The sequence below is a fragment of the Spirosoma pomorum genome, from assembly GCF_054776615.1.
Genome location: NZ_BAAHBP010000016.1, coordinates 40,101 through 55,487, shown reverse-complemented (window position 1 = coordinate 55,487; position 15,387 = coordinate 40,101). Strand labels below are relative to the sequence as shown.

The window sequence follows — 15,387 nt, the reverse complement described above, 5'->3', positions numbered from 1 at the left end:
CCCACTACCCGCCCGATTGTTCCGGCTTCCCGCAACATCAGGTAGTGAATCCAACACAAATCTACGACCAGTCGCGATGCCAGGTATTATCTTTACCAGAGATTCCGAAACCGCCGATGCAACCCGCCGACTTCATCCGTACGCACCTGAGCCAGGACCCTGTTCTGGCGCAGATTATTGCCGAAACTCCCGCTATTCGTATCCCAGATCCCACGGCTCCGGCACCGCCTAACGAGCTTTACTTATCCCTGCTCGAAAGCATTGTCTCCCAGCAAATTTCGGTCAAAGCCGCCAACGCTATTTTTGCCCGTTTTCTGGCCCTGTTTCCTGACAATGATCCTCAGGCGGAGTTAGTCTTGCTCAAAACAACCGATGAGCTACGTAGCGCTGGGCTGTCCTTTCAGAAAATCAAGTACATCCAGAGTGTAGCGGAGTTTTTTCTGACAAATCCCATGGACCGGGCCTATCTGAATTCCATGACTGATGAAGAAATCGTACAATACCTGATTCCGATCAAAGGCGTTGGCCGATGGACTGTAGAAATGCTGTTGATGTTCACGCTGGATCGCCCGGACGTACTGCCTATCGACGACCTTATCATTCGACAGAAAATGATCCGGGCCTACCCTGATCAAACCAATGGTTTAACGGGCAAGGCACTCTATAGAGCGCTGCTGGCGATTGCCGAACCCTGGCGTCCCTACCGCACGACGGCCAGCCGGTATCTGTGGCGCTGGCACCCGACGCCCACTACAAATGTTTTACTACCACCGCCACCTTCGACTCTACTTTAATCAAAACTTGTATGCCATCGGGACGAACGACAATCTTCTGTGGCACCATTCGGAACGCGTTAATGTCGAGAATCGTCTTCTTTCCAGCACCACCCTGGGCGAAGGCTGTTTCTATCTTGACCGGCACCTCGGCCAGTTGCTGGCTCATGGGTACCACCAAGGATTTTTCCAATGTATCGCGCAGATTATCGTGTAGCAGCCAGTCGGCGGTGGACAGCAAGCGCTCTTTAGTGTCCACGTCAAAGTCCACGTATCTGACCCGCAGGGTATTGGTCAACGTATCAAACACCGGCTGACCACGGAAGTAAAGCGTTCCCTTCACTGTTCCGCCTACGTCCGTTTTGACGATCAGCGACCGGCCACTCCCATAGACCGACGCGTCTTTGATGGTAACAGCCCCATTCATCAGGTTCAGTTTGCGCTGCTTCACTTCCTGACTCAGCACTTTTGTCATTCCTTCGTACGGCACAAATGCCAGCACGCGCAGACGCGACGCTTCGGGTAGGGTTTTATGACGTAGCAGACGTGGCAGTGGCTCCGGTTCAAACTCGGGTTCGTCTCCCAGTTTAGTGGCAGCCCTGAGCGCAATTTGAATCGGTACTGTAATCGCTCTTTTATTGCCATGAATGGGAGCTACGGCTACGCTAAAGGGTTTTGGCACCACCCATATTTCCTCCGGTGCTTTGCAGATGCGCAGTGGTTTCTGAATATCCCGCCAGATTTTACCTACTTCTTTGTCCAGCCTTAGTTCACTGTGGACGGCGTCATCAATCGCTTCTTCAATATCGGCCTTCCGTTTGTCGAGAATCGAATCCGCCAGTTTCGTTACCCCGATTTTAATACCAAGCAGCCGAACTTTAGGCTCGTGAATCCACCGATAATCCTCGAAGCGGGATTTGGTCGTTAGTCGCCATCCGGAGCCAACAGCCAGTGGGCTCACAAAATTGACCGCCAGGGCACACAGCTCCCGACTCTTGCGCTTTTTGCGCAGGCCAATGGGATTGGTGTACCAGACCCGTAGCGGGGCGGAGAAAGACACCTTCTGGTTGGCGTAGCGAATGCGAACGGGGCCGGTACGTTCGACCCGAATGTGCCAGGCTTCGCCTTTTTTCCCCTCAAACGCTTCTTCCGTCACCAGCATGGGTTTCAGCGCTTCATTTACTTTACGTTCCAGGGCCGGAATACTGAACGTAATCTGCCCGGCAACGTAAGAAACGGGGTCTTCGATCGCCGGATCAAAATCCTGTATGTAAGGCGCTTTGGGACGAACGCGCTGACAACCATTGCTGGCCAGTACCAACAAAAGTAAAAGCAAAAATCCGGTAGCGAGTCGAGGTTTCATTTTCTCAACAACTACCGGATTTTTAAAATGTTATGGCTCTGATTTTACAGCCTTCTACTCGCTGATATTGTCGTTCTTTTGGAATCAGTAACACAGCCACAGCCTTTGCCGCAACCACTCTGATCTTTGGAAAAGAAGCTACGGTAAGCACGAGCTCCCAAATAGGTTGCCGCGATCAGAAAAATCAGCGCAATTAGTACTTCCTGCATAATCGATCCAGCGTTGTCTGCCCGATTAACATCTCAATTTGCGAATCAGTTTCTTTGTGTTTTTCACAGCCAGCCGTTCCGTTCGGCCAGTCGGTACACATGCTGGTAGTGATGTTCGCCATGCCAGGCGTACAGGTTCATTACTTCGCTCAGCGGAAACCGCTGCTGCATGCCGGGATGATAATACGTCCGACGGAGCTGTTCGTCAGTAAGTGCTTCCAGTACGGTCACCCAACGCGCGTGCAGGTTGCTCAGCATCACCAGCGAAGGAGCAACATCGAGCGATGAGTCAGGTAGTTTAGCCCACTCCCCTTCTTCGTACGGCTTAATGATTGGATTGTCTTCGGTCAGGGTAAGCTTGGTGCGCACGTAGGCATTTATATGGCTGTCGGCTACGTGGTGAACGACCTGTCGCACCGTCCAGCCTTCGGGTCGATAAGGGGTATCAAGCCGCTCACCGCCCCATTTACTGACCAGCGCCGTGAGCTTATATGGTAGCTCGGCAATGGCTTCGAGCGCCCGCCGGGTTTCGTCCGGCGAAAATGATCTCCCGTAGGCAAATTGCCCAATGGGATAACGTAACGTTTCCAGATCCTGCATGGTAAACCGATTTTAGTGGTGCCAGTACGTTTGAATGACGTTCATCAGCTCCGGATGAACCCCGCAGCCCGCCACGACGTCTCCCCCAAACAGGAACGCATCCCCCCCACTGAAATCAGTAACGGTACCGCCTGCTTCCTGCACCAGCAGCACGCCGGCTGCCATGTCCCAGGAGTTAAGGTTGTATTCGTAGAAGGCTTCGAAGCGGCCACTGGCTACGTACGCCAGATCAATAGCCGCCGAACCCATCCGACGCAGGCCATGCGTTTGCTGCATGAGCGACTCCAGAATGGCGAGGTAAGAATGCATCTGCTCAAATTTATAGTACGGGAATCCCGTTGCAACCAAGCTCTCGCCTAATGTCAAGGCCGGGGATACCGAAATACGACTGTCATTGCAATATGCCCCCCACCCTGCCAGGCCGAAAAACATTCATCGCGGTTGGGATCATAGATCACACCGGCGATGGGTGTTTTGCCCTGCGCCAGACCAATACTGACCGAGAAAATGGGAAGATTATGAATAAAGTTAGCGGTCCCATCGAGCGGATCGATAATCCAGTTCAGCGCAGCAGGATCGGCTTCCTGACCGGTTGTCCCTTCTTCGGTGATGAAACCGGCCTCGGGCAGCAACTTCCCTAAGTCCTCAACCAGTTGTTTTTCCGTCTCTTTGTCGACGTACGAAACCAGGTTGTTCAAGCCCTTGTATTCAATCGATTCCCGCTGAAATCGGCTGCGTTCCTGCAACAGAAAGGCACCCGCCCGCCGGGCAATCGTGTTTATTTCGCCGGTCAACGCGGCTAGGTCATGCGTCATAGTTCTATTAAATGAGTGACAGATCGTCGACCCGCCGGGCGATTATGCGCCCCGGTAACGATAGCAAACATATTCTCCTTGGGCGATTTAACCTACTCGTTCATGATTTTACCAAGGGCACTGTCGTACAGTTCCTGGGCTTCGGCAGAGGTCATGATTACGGTTTCATCAACGACAAAGTCAGCTACCGTTACACTACCCAGGCGCGTGAATACATTATACCCCTCGTCCAGGTAGGCTTCGACATGATGAAAATGCTCGGGTGGCACCGTAACGACAACCCGGCTCTGTCCTTCGCCGAATAAGAATGCATCCATCCGGTAACGCTCGTTCGATTCAATGGCAAATCCTTTTCCACCCGCCATTGTCGACTCGACCAACGTAATAAACAGGCCACCTTCCGATACACTGTGCGCCGACCGAATCCAGCCGTTGCGAATCATGGTACGGATGCCTTCCTGCACCCGCCACTCAGTCTGCACATCGAAAAAGGGAGCAGGAGCGGCCTTAATACCCCGGTAGGAATACAGGTATTCCGAAGCGGCAATATCGTCTGTCGTAGGACCAATCAGGTAAATCCGATCGCCTTCGTTTTTGACATTGAGCGACATCCGATAGTCTGGATTTTCCATGAGCCCCAGCATGCCGATCGTCGGGGTTGGGAATATGGAGCCTTCATCCGTGTCGGGCTTATGAAAGTTCACGTTACTGCCCATTACCGGCAGGCTGAATCGACGGCAGGCTTCACTTACGCCCTGCACGGCTTCCACGAACTGCCAGTTAACATCTGATGCGTGCGGATCGCCGAAGTCCATGTTAACCGTCACAGCCAGTGGATCGCCACCCGAGCAGACAATGTTCCGCGCGGCTTCAACTACGGCGATCATGGCCCCCTTCCGTGGATCGGCGTTTACGTAGCGGCCGTTCCCGGCAACCGTAACAACAAGAGACGTTTCGGTCTCGGGTGATTGTGCACCGTCAGTTAGGGCATCCTTGATTCGGACCATAGCAGCATCCGATAACGTATCAGGAGTATGGCTGGTATTTATCGTCGAACTGGCCTGCTCACGCATCCATTTTCGAGAGCAAATATTGGGGTGTCCAATCAACGCCCTGGTGACCTCCTTGACCTCATCCAGCTTCAGGTCGTCTACATCGTCAATGTCAAACTCGGCATAATTCGCGATGTACGCTGGCTCCTGGTAATCCTGTTGCTGATTCTGTAGATCGTCTTTACTCTGTGTTACGTCGTAGGCGGGTACGTCAGCCACCTGTTCGCCCTGGTAATAGACCTGTAAACGTCCAGCTCCATTACCGGCGGAAGCTGTCACTTCGCCGATCTGCACACAGGTCAGGCCCCGTTGGTCGCAAAGGTGTCGAACAGCCTCTACTTTTTCTTTCTCAACAATCACCAGTTCATATCCTGGCAACTCCGACAGTAGAATTTCCGATGGCTTTAAGCCGGGCTGCCGGGTAGGTATATGATCGAGATTAATGCTCATCCCATATATACCCTCCGCATTCACGTCAACGATTGAGCCGATGATGCCGGAAGCACCTATCTGGTGAGTGCGAACAACGTAATTTCTGATGTCGATTGTATAGTCATCCACCTGGCTCTCGGTAGACGACTCATCAGCCCGCACGGCTGTCAACGTATCCGTTGAAAAGATTGAAGTAGCTTCCGATGCGAACGTATCATCCTGATTTTTGCCCCTTGTCGAACCGACGACAAACAGCAGATCGCCTACACCATACGCTGTAGCTTTGCCCACTTTATCCACCTCAACGATTCCTACCGAGAAAATACTAGCCAAGGGATTGGCCTTGTAACACTCATCAAAATAGAACGATCTCCCCACGGTCGGTACACCGTAGGTGGTGTTGTGATTGCTATTATTTTTTTCAGAATCCCGCAACGCCTGCCGCGTTAAGTCCTGTTTCAGACCGCCGAGATGGAACGCGCTAAACCGGGCAATAGGCCGAATCCCCTTTGTATTGCTGTTTCGGCCTATGCCCCTATCCGTTGCCATTGCCGAAGAACCCGAATGCGATTCAACTGTGAATGAACAAGCCAATCCGTCTCCAACATTGACCAAATTTCCATCTCCTTCAACCATTCGATCTGAATCACGAGGGAGCGTCTTCAGCCACGAGCCAGCATTCTTATTAGCATTATGCTTTGATACTATCACCGATAGGATGGTCAATTCGGTAGTGTTCGGCTGACGGCCGAGAATTTGCTTGATTTGATCGAATTCTTCTGGCGGTAAACCAAGTTTCTGGGCGAATTCAGGTGTTGGAAGTGATTCAGGAGCAGCCATGTTATCTATTTGTAAATGAGTAACTGATAGACTAAGTGAATAACTCACGCGATAGCATTACACTCTTTGAATATCGATGAAATCACAGTTTTTGTTCAAAAATGGCCGACAGGGCTTGACAAAGCCTCATTACGTCGTATATTTGCACCCACAAAGAGAGATGGCAGAGTGGTCGATTGCGGTGGTCTTGAAAACCACTGACTGTAACAGGTCCGGGGGTTCGAATCCCTCTCTCTCTGCGAATAGACTATTAGAGTGACAAAGTGCCCGATAATTTATACTTATCGGGTTTTTTTGTGCCCTATTCTAAGGCATTAACCCCCGTTTTACGGCCAATCTCCCCACTTTTTACGCCTTATTGGCAAATGTGCTGGCAACTAAATTGACTGTTGGCACCCCCCGTCTACCCTTAAACAGCATATGATGGTGTTATCGTTTTTGTTGGACTAACCAACAAAACCAAGCACCATGAACATCAACCGAATGGAAGTTAACTACTGGTTACACGATTCCAAAATCCCCGGTAAAGCGCAAATTTATTGCAACATTACCGTCAAGGCCGAACGCGTTGAAATTGGTTCGACTGGTCTCACTATCTACCGAGACCACTGGAATGCCGACACGCAACGCATCACTAAAGCAGACCCCAAATCACAATTCAAGAACGAACAATTAGTCACTCAGGAGCTACAACTGATGGCCCTTTACAATGACTTGTTTCGAAGCAAAGTCACCATAACAGCGGGCAAAATAAAACGGCTCTATAAGCGGGGAAGCGACGGCGCATCGTTAGCCACAGCGTTTGATATGTTTCTGAAGGAAGTTAAGGATGACCCCGAGCGTAGCAAAGGCACATGGGAAACCTACGACGATTGCCGGAAGAAAGTCATCGACTTCCTGATCAGCCAGCAAGCACTGGATTTGCCTGCCGAAGATTTCGACGTGAACTGGTTGAAAAAATATCGCAAGTGGATGAAGTCGATTCCAGTCAATGGGAAGACAGGTCACGCTGACAGCTACGTCCGTAAGCACAGCCAAACGATCAAACAGGCCATTCGATGGGCCAAGGCCAACCATCTGGCAGACCGCAATGACCTGGAAGATTTCCGGGTACCCGACGTAGCTTACCCCGACCCGATCTATTTGACGGAGGAAGAGTTTACCCGCCTGCTCAACTATCAGTTTACCAACAAGTACAAACAGGAGGTTGCCGATCTGTTCATTATCTACTGCCGCACTGGCTTCCATTATGCTGACTTGAAAGATTTTGCTAACCGGTATCAGTCGGCACTTCAGCGGGGGATCGACGGGAAGCCCTGGTTGATCAAAGCCAGGATAAAAACGGAAGTGAAGGCCAGAGTGCCACAGTTTAAAGAAGTGGCGGCTATTGTCGATAAGTACGGCGGTTGGGAGAAGCTACCAGTCAAGAGCAATAAGACCATGAACGACTGGCTTAAACTGATAGCTGCTGAGCTAGGCTTTCACCCTGACCTGTCGACCAAGGCCGGTCGTAAGACGTTCACCGATTGGTGCTACAACACACTCAATCTAAGTACTGAAGCGGTCATGGTCATGCTTGGCCGGAAGTCGTCTAAAGGCTTGGAAGTGTACGGTCGACCCGACGAGCGTCGAGTGATATCGGAGCTCAACCAAAGCCAGGCCTACCAGGAACAGAACCGCAAGGCCTCGTAAACAAAAGAGACTGCTTTTATGAAGCCCATCCTAACCGATGGGCTTTTTTTGTCCAACAAAACGGGGTATATTAGACACACAATCTTAGACAAGTATATTGGACACTTTACCAGGCAGTTGCCCTGCCCTGGCGAGTGTCTTCCAAATCGAGCGTTTTATCTTACACCATTATGAGAATCGGTTATGCCCGCGTGTCGACGGTTGATCAGAACCTCGATTTGCAAATCAACGCCCTGCAGTCAGCCGGGTGCGGCCTGATCTTTCAGGAAAAAATCAGCGGTGGTGCTCGGGATCGTCCCGAACTGGAAAAGCTACTGCAGCAGTTGCGGCCAGGCGATGAAGTAATGGTTTGGAAGTTGGACCGCCTTGGTCGTAACCTAACGCATTTAATCGAGCTAGTTAATACGTTCGCAGATAAGGAGGTTACGTTTTGCAGTATCAACGATTCCATCGACACCAGCACACCAGCTGGCAAGCTGATCTTTCACATCTTCTGCAGCCTGGCTGAGTTCGAACGAGCGCAGACCAGGGAGCGCACCATGGCCGGTTTAGCTGCCGCTAAACTGAAAGGCAAAGTCGGGGGCAAACCGAAAGGCCTAACCGAAGAAGCCAAGACCACCGCCCGCGTGGCCGAATCGCTTTTCAGAGAAGGCTACTCGATCAAGCTGATCGCGCAGAAATTATCAATCGCCAGGCAGACGGTATATACGTACCTTGATCACCGTGGCGTCGAGTGGCGTAAAGTGGCAAAAACAGCCTAATTACTCTGTTTATCAGCACGTTAAAAAAGTTGCACTGTTTTTGAGAAAAAAATCGGCTTAAAAATCACAAAATCAGCCATTTGCAAAAACAGAACCCCATTTTTTTGCCCCCTTTTTGTCTATCGACCCCGCCCTTTGGCATTTTGGAAATTTCCAAAATCGCTTTTTTCGAATAGCTGAAAGGGTCGGCGGCTCGGGGGTACTTGACGTTTCCCCGGCCACCGACCCTTTTTGGTCTGGTGCGTGATGTGTGCTGCCTGCCAGGCCTGGCCGGTCAGATGAATTGGATCTCGAAGTCTTCGTTGGCCCTGGCCAGTCCGAGCCGCATGCGCCGAATGATATAGTAGTCGACCGTGTCACTCAAGTGGGTGGCCAGTTCCTGTTCGCCGTCCCCTTCTTCACTCGACTTGTCCTTTGAGTAATCGGTTTGTATCGGGCTGTTCTCGATGCTGATCACCGCTGGCTTAGCCTTCACCCCATCGATACGTACCTTGAACAGGTCCGGCTCCTTCTCCTGCAGTACTCGGTTGATGTCTTGATGCTTGTCCTTGTGTGCCGGGTTGAAGTTGAGCGGTGCCTGCACCACATCCCACCCGGCTGCATCAAGTATCTCTTCTACCTGTTGGAACATGCTCTTGTTAGAGCCCGCTGATTTGTTCTTCCCATTGCGGTCACCCGTCAGAATGATCTTCTTTTTCTTGTGCCCGGCGAACTGCTCCTTGATAGCATAGGCTTCGGCTTCCGACATGGTGCCCCCCTCCTGTGCCTCTTTCACATAGACTGTTCCCACCAGCCTGCCATAGTCGTCGTCCTCCTGCCAAATGGTTGCTGATGTGAAGTGGGCGTTAAAGTCTAGGCTGGCCACCAGGTATTGGTGTGGGTTGTAGAACAACTCCCCATTCATCTTGAGTGGCTCATCTTCATCGTGGTCTTCCAGCACATGCTTCTCCCGGTTGAACGATGGGTAGAACGTTTTAGGCAGCTTACTGATCCGCTTGCCCAGCACTTCCACCTCGAACACCATTTTAAGCAGGATACGCTTCAGGCCATCGATATAGTCAGCAGGTAGAAACGCCTGGTTATCGACAGTCTTGACTTCCATGAAGTAGTAACTGTCGGGCTCCTTTTTGGCAAGCTCCTCAATTTCGTACATCCACTGCGCGTCAGGTGTCCAGGGCGGTGAGGAAAACACAAAAAAGCTACGGTGCAGGGGAGAGTCGAATTTTCCGATGTTTGCCCGCAATGTGGGCAATACCACCGTTAGCCAGGCCTTCTTAAAATTCAAACCTTCGTCGACAACGTACATGTCGAAGTTAGCCCCCCGGTTCTCTTCCGAGGAAAGTTTGAATCCTTCGAACTCGATGCAGAAACCGTTCGGCCAGCTGATGCAGTTCTCCCAGTTGTCGGGTGCTTCATACGCCCGGTCCCAGCCTGGTGGTGGCTCCCGCCAGAGCACGTAGTCACCCTGACCAGTTGTCCAGTCATACTCCTCGCACAGCCACCCTTTCGACCAGCGCGATTTAAGGCCCGACGTCAGCTTGGACTTGGCCTTCGTCACTGTTTTAACGCCCCACCCGCATTTTCCCTTTGGTAGCTCTTCAGAGGCTATCTTCAGCAGGTCAGCCAGGGTAATGGATTTGCCACTGCCCCGACCGCCCACCATGCCCACCATCTTGTAGTGACGAGCCATAACATCGGCAAGGAACCGCCCCTGCTTCTCGTTGACTTCGAGTTCGAGCTCGTCAGGATTGGTTTGTTCCTCAGACTTCTTCATGGCTCGTGTCTTCGATTTTACGGGGTTCAGCAGCCGCTGGCCCAATGTTGACAGATTTCACTTTGATAATCACCTTAGTCGGCTTCTTCTTCGATTCGGCGTCGACGGTCTTCTGGTTATCATAAGCGCCGTCGATCTTGGCCGCTTCCTTCATCAGAATACCGAATGCCAGCCGATCTCCATCCTGACCAGCATCAAAAGCGGCTTTTCGGAAGATATCGGCATAGAGATATTTTACCCCGTCCTTATTCCGCGCCTGGCGTAGTTCCGCAAATACTTCATAGGCCATGTTCAGGATTTCTCGCGCCCTACGGTCCTGAATCTTATGCGAGTTCTTTAGCATCGCCAGCACGTCCTGGTCGGAATTACCATCGCGTAGCCTGGCCCGTACCGTGTCGATCTTTTCGTAGGTCTCGAATTGGGTCTTGGTGAGTGGTGTGGTGTCGTCGAGCAGGTAGCGTTGGTAGACGCTGAGCTCGTCTTGTACCTTTTCTAAGTACTTGTTATGCTGTCTCATCTAGCTTGACGATTGAGAAAGTGAGTTTTCTGGAAAAGCCACGATTTTTAAGCCCCTTCGTTTTTGGGCTGGCTCATGTATTTCAAATTAGCGAGCTCCATTTCGTAGGCATCGCGCAGGATCACCAGCCGGTCGTATTCAGCCTGCCAGGTGGCCGCGTTTTTGTGGTCGGGGTTCTCTTCCAGCTTTTGTTTATTCTTAGTGACGTTTACCCGCGTTTTGGCCAGTTCAACCTTGATTTCGGCTTCACTCATACCAAGCTCGATGGTGGTCGGTTTAGCGGGCTTTTCCTCCCGACGCTTCTGGCCGGTTTCGATCTCGTAGCGAACGTCCTTCCACTGCTCGCGCAGGCTTAGGATCTCGTTCACCACTGGCTTACGCCCGTCGACGTCGTCGTCATCGAAATCAGCCAGGGTATTAGACAAAAGAGCAGCTCGACGATGCAGGTCTTCGGCCTGAATCATCAGCTGCTCTTTGGCTGATCCTGTCGGGTGACTGCTTACTCGGGCGTTTCCTCCGGTGTTGTTGTTACGCCAGGCGTCGATGCGCTTTTTTTTTCTGCATCACCTGACTCCTGGTCATCCGTCTGCGTGTCATCCTGACCGCCTTCGGTGCCCTGATCACCCGTCTGATCTGCATCCACTTTGGGTGCTAATGCAGTTTTCAGATCGACCACCGGAGCCGCTTTGGGAGCCGCTTTTGGTGCTGGCGCTGGCTTGGTCGGTGCTTTCGGTGGCGTCTTGGTCATCGTCGGCTTGGCCGGTGCTGGCGCTGGTTTAGCGGGTGGCGTCGGAGCCACTGGCTCGCTAGTAGCGGCTTCAGGATTCGCCTTAGCCGCTTCATAAGCCGCTTTAGCCGTTTCGTAAGCGGCTGCGCTCTCATCGGTCTGGTACGAATCGTTTTCCAGTTGTGCCAGCTGATAGGTGGCTTTGAGTGCTTTTAAATCTCCCATGATTACTCGGTTTTAGCGTCCGTTTCGGCCACTTTTTCGTTGACAATTTTTACGTACTGACCAGGGTGCTGCGTATCGACTAGCGTGGCCTGTTCCAGCGTCAGGTCTTTAGCCCGAATGACGTCCGAGCCAATGCCAAACTGCGTGTTTTCATCGCAGAGCACTTGAATCGTAGGGCGGGTTTGTTTAGCCATTACTGTTTAGGAAAAAGGCTCCTGTTGCCCTCCTAGAATCAGGAGACAACAGGAGCCCGGTGATAAATACTAAGCAATGCCTGGGATGACCACTGCTGCGTCCAGGATTGGGTAGGAGAACATGTAACCGTCCTGTTTCGCCTTCAGCGTCCACTCACGACGGTCGCCACCTTTCGCGCCGGTCGTGTGGGTGATCTCGAACTGCAGGCCTAGGAAGTTCGAGCCCAGAACAACCCGCTTGCCGTCCGTTAGTACCACCACGGCCACTACTTCCTGGTTGAGCAGTTTCTCAATGGCGTCGCATTGTTCCTCCGTAAAGCCCGCGATTTTCACTTCCAGCATTTGCTCCCAGCTTTGGTAGCCGCTTGGTCCCTTTAGGGCAGCATCAATCTTGAGTGAGTTGTCACTGACCGATACTTCGACGAACGCGCCCGCTGGAATGGCGGGTGGTCCGACCACGGCAGCGGTCATGGTAGGCGCAACGCTTAGCTTACCCAAAACGATATCAGCCAACTTTGGCCATTCCCCCGTAACACCATCCACCGGAGCCAGGAATAAGCGACGACCACCGCCAGGGTTGGCCACGCCCTGCTCGGGTTTTTTAACCGGTGCCAGTGCCCCATAAAACGCCAGGGGACCATCGAAAAGCGAAATACCTGCCGTCTGCAGGCCGTAGGTTACGGCGGGAATGGTGACCACGCCTGCCAGTAGGTTGTCTGATACGACCGCCACTAGGGCAGCAATCAGGAAAAGGGCCAGGCCCATGAGCACTTTTGAAAACTTCATTTGATTTAGCTGACTGATAAAAACCTGTAGAACAAAAAGAAATTGACGGATTGAATTAGCCCGCTTCGGCGGTCCGATGGCTACCCGTCACAGCAGCCAGGCCGTTTGGCTACTAGACCGCGTCGTTGATGAACAGCAGGTCAGGCGAAGCGAAGTCCATACCGACCGACACGCGAATGCTGATCTGCCACGATTTCACCTGCTTCACAATGTTGATGTGATAGACGCCCGGTGCTTCGTTGGCGATAAACTTCAGGTTCTCTTTCGGCGTGATGGCCATCGTTTCCTTGCCCGACAGGCCGGGATCGATCTTGAAGCTGATCTGGCTGTAGTCATCGAGCGTGGTTGGCTTGTCAGCCGGTCCAACGTGTTCGGGAAACAGCGCACGACGGTTACGGCGGTACTTGTCGTAGCTGGTCTGCGACAGGTACAGGTTGAGCGGAACGGCCAGCATGTCTTCCCGCTCGCTGGCCACCAGACCAGCCAGGCCGTTTACCTGTTCGTAGGCATTGTCGTCGGTCAGGGCTTCAGCGTCGAAAATATGGCTAGCCTTGATCTTCTCAGCGGCATTAGTCGATGCCCGCGCCGTCGTAAATTTCTTCAGCAGACCATCAGCAATGTTCTGCGCACCCACGGGTGTCGGGTTGTAGATACCCTTCCAAACGGTTTTGAGCCGGATGAACTGGAAGTGCTGCTTGATGATCTGGCGGATGTAGAACAACTCGAACGGATTGTCCCGAATGTCGTTTTCGGTGGTGTTCGGTGCCATCACCCAGCCCAAATACGAGCGGTACGCCTTCTTGATATCGTCCAGCGTAATTTCCAGGTCGATATCGCCCTCAGTAAATTCAGCTTTGCGCGAACGTACCTCCATGGCTTTGCGGCCTTCAAACGAGTTGCTGGCCGCTTTGAAGGCATCCAGGAACTCGGCGCTCACCAGTAAACCCTTGTCCCGAATGATCTCCGTAGTGAAGTCATTCTGCAGGCTGGCCACCCCGTCCATCGTCGAGTTGACGATGACGATGTTACCGCCCATGTCCTGCACCGTCCGCATCAGGTCGGTGCCAAAGTTTGAAAAATCAATTACTTCATTCATTGTTTATTATTGAAAAAGCTGTCCGATTGAGAAAAGACTGATCGTGCTGGTCAGGCTGGTTAGGCCGTTTTTTTACGGTTCTGGAAGGCCTGTAGGGCGGCTGACGTCGCTGCTGATAGCTCGGGCTGTTCCGTATTCAGGTTCTGGCCACGATTGCTGGCGTCGGCAATTGGTAAGGTTGTTCCTACTCCCTGAATCTTCTGGTACCAGGATTTGTAGTTATCGCGCTCTGCCGTGACCGAGGCCAGTTGCTGGTTGACTGACGTTAGGGTCGATTCGGCATTCGTAGCCCGGCTGGTCATAGCCGTCAGTTGGCTCTGCAGATCACCCGTTGGTGCGGTAGTTTCCAACGGCAGCTGCGCAACCGGTGCCGCTGGCGTTGTTACGGGTGGTACCGCTGGTGCGGCTGGCGGTACGGTGGGCGGCACCTGAGCGACGGGCTGGCCAGCGGGTGGCGTATCGATGCCGCTCTGCAGCTGGCCATGCAGCACAGCCGCTTCCTGCTCAGCCTTGTTGACTTCTTCCTGCGAGGCATTTTCTAGGAAATGTTTCGCTACGGTTGCTGGCAGGATCATGGCCAGCAAACTCCCGGTTACGGTGGTTCTACGCATAGTTTTTGGATAATTGAATAACTCGTTGGTAAGAGCTTAAAAGGTCTGCCTGGCGGTCGGCCAGGCCTTCGCGGATGGCGTCGGCTGTGGCGTAGAGCTTGCCGGTATAGACCGATTGGGATTTGATTTTGGGACCGCGCCCGATGCGGACGTCGGCTTTGAAGGCTTTGTTGCTCATATCGAGTGCGGTCTGAATGTCGGCTCTGGCCTGTTCGCTGAGCTCCTCGATATCATTCTGGGTGTTTTTATCGACGCTACCCGTCGAGCGGAAGATCTCGGGATCAAGACCCGCCTGCGCCAGGGCTTTCGCCCGGTTCATGTGAATGTACATCGTACCGATGGAGCCAATGCTCGACACCGGTCCTGGCCGCATGTGGATTTCGCTGGTCTGGCTGGCTACCCAAAAGCCCGCTGATGCGGCAAACGTAACCGAGGCCACCACCGGTTTTTTCTGAACCAATGCCCGCACCGCCTGCACAAACTCGGTTACCCCCTGTACCTGACCACCGCCCGTATTGAAGTCCAGAATGACGCCCTTCTTCTTATCGTTGGCGGCAATGTTGTTGAACATGGCGATGATAAAATCATTCGAGAAGACGTTATCGTACATGCTGCCCTGCATCATCATGCCCTTGATAGGGATCACCGGCACCTGCGCATCGGGTTGACCAATGCTCAACCGGTCAGCGTACCAGCCCTCATAGGAGAACGGCGTGTCGGAGCAGGCGGCAATCTGAGCGGGCGATACATCAGGATGGCCCGACAGGTAAGGCCGAAACTTATTCTCGGCTAACGCTGCCTGAACGATGGATAGTTGTTGGTCAGAGATGGCCCAAAGGCCGAAGGGATTGGCTAACATTGCCGATAGCGGTCTATTACGCTACGAAAGTGGGGGGGCACTTGTCAACCGGAAAGGACCA

General features: G+C 52.6%; 15 protein-coding genes, 1 tRNA gene and 1 pseudogene. 4 read left to right on the top strand and 13 right to left on the bottom strand.

Going from position 1 to position 15,387, the window contains the following annotated elements:
• Window positions 1-116 precede the first annotated feature (116 nt).
• Window positions 117-794 carry a DNA-3-methyladenine glycosylase family protein gene (locus ACYVAD_RS10270; protein WP_461139557.1) on the top strand — a complete coding sequence of 226 codons (678 nt, stop codon included), beginning with the start codon at window positions 117-119 and terminating at the stop codon, window positions 792-794.
• Here the strand turns inward: ACYVAD_RS10270 and ACYVAD_RS10265 are convergent.
• The 4 genes and pseudogenes from ACYVAD_RS10265 to ACYVAD_RS10250 all read right to left on the bottom strand — a co-directional run bounded on the left by ACYVAD_RS10265 (window position 751) and on the right by ACYVAD_RS10250 (window position 6,084).
• Window positions 751-2,136, bottom strand: a complete 1,386-nt coding sequence (locus ACYVAD_RS10265) for a DUF4403 family protein (protein ID WP_461139395.1) — start codon at window positions 2,134-2,136, stop codon at window positions 751-753. The two genes, ACYVAD_RS10270 and ACYVAD_RS10265, sit on opposite strands and share 44 nt — an antisense overlap.
• 272 nt (window positions 2,137-2,408) lie before the next feature.
• Entirely contained in the window at window positions 2,409-2,945 is a 537-nt protein-coding gene (locus tag ACYVAD_RS10260; RefSeq protein WP_461139394.1) for a YfiT family bacillithiol transferase, read from the bottom strand.
• Between the two features lie 12 nt (window positions 2,946-2,957).
• A pseudogene (locus ACYVAD_RS10255) lies at window positions 2,958-3,760 on the bottom strand (inositol monophosphatase family protein).
• Window positions 3,761-3,852: 92 nt separating this feature from the next.
• Window positions 3,853-6,084: an AIR synthase-related protein gene (locus ACYVAD_RS10250; protein ID WP_461139393.1), complete on the bottom strand. Its 2,232-nt coding sequence runs from the start codon at window positions 6,082-6,084 to the stop codon at window positions 3,853-3,855.
• Between the two features lie 154 nt (window positions 6,085-6,238).
• On the opposite strand from ACYVAD_RS10250, the gene ACYVAD_RS10245 reads away from it, so the two are divergent.
• From ACYVAD_RS10245 to ACYVAD_RS10235, 3 genes are all read left to right on the top strand, one after another.
• Window positions 6,239-6,323: transfer RNA gene (locus ACYVAD_RS10245), tRNA-Ser, on the top strand.
• Window positions 6,324-6,552: 229 nt separating this feature from the next.
• Window positions 6,553-7,776: a phage integrase SAM-like domain-containing protein gene (locus ACYVAD_RS10240; protein ID WP_461139392.1), complete on the top strand. Its 1,224-nt coding sequence runs from the start codon at window positions 6,553-6,555 to the stop codon at window positions 7,774-7,776.
• Between the two features lie 170 nt (window positions 7,777-7,946).
• Window positions 7,947-8,537, top strand: a complete 591-nt coding sequence (locus ACYVAD_RS10235) for a recombinase family protein (protein ID WP_461139391.1) — start codon at window positions 7,947-7,949, stop codon at window positions 8,535-8,537.
• Window positions 8,538-8,811: 274 nt separating this feature from the next.
• Here ACYVAD_RS10235 and ACYVAD_RS10230 read toward each other — a convergent pair whose 3' ends face one another.
• The 9 genes from ACYVAD_RS10230 to ACYVAD_RS10190 form a co-directional block, all read right to left on the bottom strand.
• Window positions 8,812-10,311 (bottom strand): hypothetical protein, encoded by a 1,500-nt coding sequence (locus ACYVAD_RS10230; RefSeq protein WP_461139390.1) that lies wholly within the window; start codon window positions 10,309-10,311, stop codon window positions 8,812-8,814.
• A complete protein-coding gene (locus ACYVAD_RS10225; RefSeq protein ID WP_461139389.1) occupies window positions 10,298-10,828 on the bottom strand; it encodes a hypothetical protein in 531 nt (176 codons plus the stop codon). The genes ACYVAD_RS10230 and ACYVAD_RS10225 overlap by 14 nt, the downstream gene beginning before the upstream one ends.
• A 47-nt stretch (window positions 10,829-10,875) precedes the next feature.
• Window positions 10,876-11,292, bottom strand: coding sequence for a hypothetical protein (locus ACYVAD_RS10220; protein ID WP_461139388.1), 417 nt, complete (start codon window positions 11,290-11,292; stop codon window positions 10,876-10,878).
• A gap of 35 nt (window positions 11,293-11,327) precedes the next feature.
• On the bottom strand, window positions 11,328-11,780 hold the full coding sequence (locus tag ACYVAD_RS10215; protein ID WP_461139387.1) for a hypothetical protein: 453 nt from the start codon (window positions 11,778-11,780) through the stop codon (window positions 11,328-11,330).
• A 2-nt stretch (window positions 11,781-11,782) separates the two neighbouring features.
• Window positions 11,783-11,974, bottom strand: coding sequence for a hypothetical protein (locus tag ACYVAD_RS10210; RefSeq protein ID WP_461139386.1), 192 nt, complete (start codon window positions 11,972-11,974; stop codon window positions 11,783-11,785).
• Window positions 11,975-12,043: 69 nt separating this feature from the next.
• A complete protein-coding gene (locus ACYVAD_RS10205) occupies window positions 12,044-12,760 on the bottom strand; it encodes a hypothetical protein (protein ID WP_461139385.1) in 717 nt (238 codons plus the stop codon).
• Window positions 12,761-12,872: 112 nt separating this feature from the next.
• A complete protein-coding gene (locus tag ACYVAD_RS10200; protein ID WP_461139384.1) occupies window positions 12,873-13,856 on the bottom strand; it encodes a hypothetical protein in 984 nt (327 codons plus the stop codon).
• 59 nt (window positions 13,857-13,915) lie between these two features.
• The gene (locus tag ACYVAD_RS10195; protein ID WP_461139383.1) at window positions 13,916-14,467 is read right to left on the bottom strand and encodes a hypothetical protein; all 552 of its coding nucleotides are present in this window, start codon (window positions 14,465-14,467) and stop codon (window positions 13,916-13,918) included.
• Window positions 14,460-15,326, bottom strand: a complete 867-nt coding sequence (locus ACYVAD_RS10190) for a S49 family peptidase (protein WP_461139382.1) — start codon at window positions 15,324-15,326, stop codon at window positions 14,460-14,462. The genes ACYVAD_RS10195 and ACYVAD_RS10190 overlap by 8 nt, the downstream gene beginning before the upstream one ends.
• Window positions 15,327-15,387: the final 61 nt, after the last annotated feature.

Bases quoted from the DNA above. Each gene is read 5' to 3' on its own strand.
- ACYVAD_RS10270 (WP_461139557.1), top strand. From the start codon at position 117: ATGCAACCCGCCGACTTCATCCGTACGCACCTGAGCCAGGACCCTGTT.
- ACYVAD_RS10265 (WP_461139395.1), bottom strand. From the start codon at position 2,136: ATGAAACCTCGACTCGCTACCGGATTTTTGCTTTTACTTTTGTTGGTA.
- ACYVAD_RS10260 (WP_461139394.1), bottom strand. From the start codon at position 2,945: ATGCAGGATCTGGAAACGTTACGTTATCCCATTGGGCAATTTGCCTAC.
- ACYVAD_RS10250 (WP_461139393.1), bottom strand. From the start codon at position 6,084: ATGGCTGCTCCTGAATCACTTCCAACACCTGAATTCGCCCAGAAACTT.
- ACYVAD_RS10240 (WP_461139392.1), top strand. From the start codon at position 6,553: ATGAACATCAACCGAATGGAAGTTAACTACTGGTTACACGATTCCAAA.
- ACYVAD_RS10235 (WP_461139391.1), top strand. From the start codon at position 7,947: ATGAGAATCGGTTATGCCCGCGTGTCGACGGTTGATCAGAACCTCGAT.
- ACYVAD_RS10230 (WP_461139390.1), bottom strand. From the start codon at position 10,311: ATGAAGAAGTCTGAGGAACAAACCAATCCTGACGAGCTCGAACTCGAA.
- ACYVAD_RS10225 (WP_461139389.1), bottom strand. From the start codon at position 10,828: ATGAGACAGCATAACAAGTACTTAGAAAAGGTACAAGACGAGCTCAGC.
- ACYVAD_RS10220 (WP_461139388.1), bottom strand. From the start codon at position 11,292: ATGATTCAGGCCGAAGACCTGCATCGTCGAGCTGCTCTTTTGTCTAAT.
- ACYVAD_RS10215 (WP_461139387.1), bottom strand. From the start codon at position 11,780: ATGGGAGATTTAAAAGCACTCAAAGCCACCTATCAGCTGGCACAACTG.
- ACYVAD_RS10210 (WP_461139386.1), bottom strand. From the start codon at position 11,974: ATGGCTAAACAAACCCGCCCTACGATTCAAGTGCTCTGCGATGAAAAC.
- ACYVAD_RS10205 (WP_461139385.1), bottom strand. From the start codon at position 12,760: ATGAAGTTTTCAAAAGTGCTCATGGGCCTGGCCCTTTTCCTGATTGCT.
- ACYVAD_RS10200 (WP_461139384.1), bottom strand. From the start codon at position 13,856: ATGAATGAAGTAATTGATTTTTCAAACTTTGGCACCGACCTGATGCGG.
- ACYVAD_RS10195 (WP_461139383.1), bottom strand. From the start codon at position 14,467: ATGCGTAGAACCACCGTAACCGGGAGTTTGCTGGCCATGATCCTGCCA.
- ACYVAD_RS10190 (WP_461139382.1), bottom strand. From the start codon at position 15,326: ATGTTAGCCAATCCCTTCGGCCTTTGGGCCATCTCTGACCAACAACTA.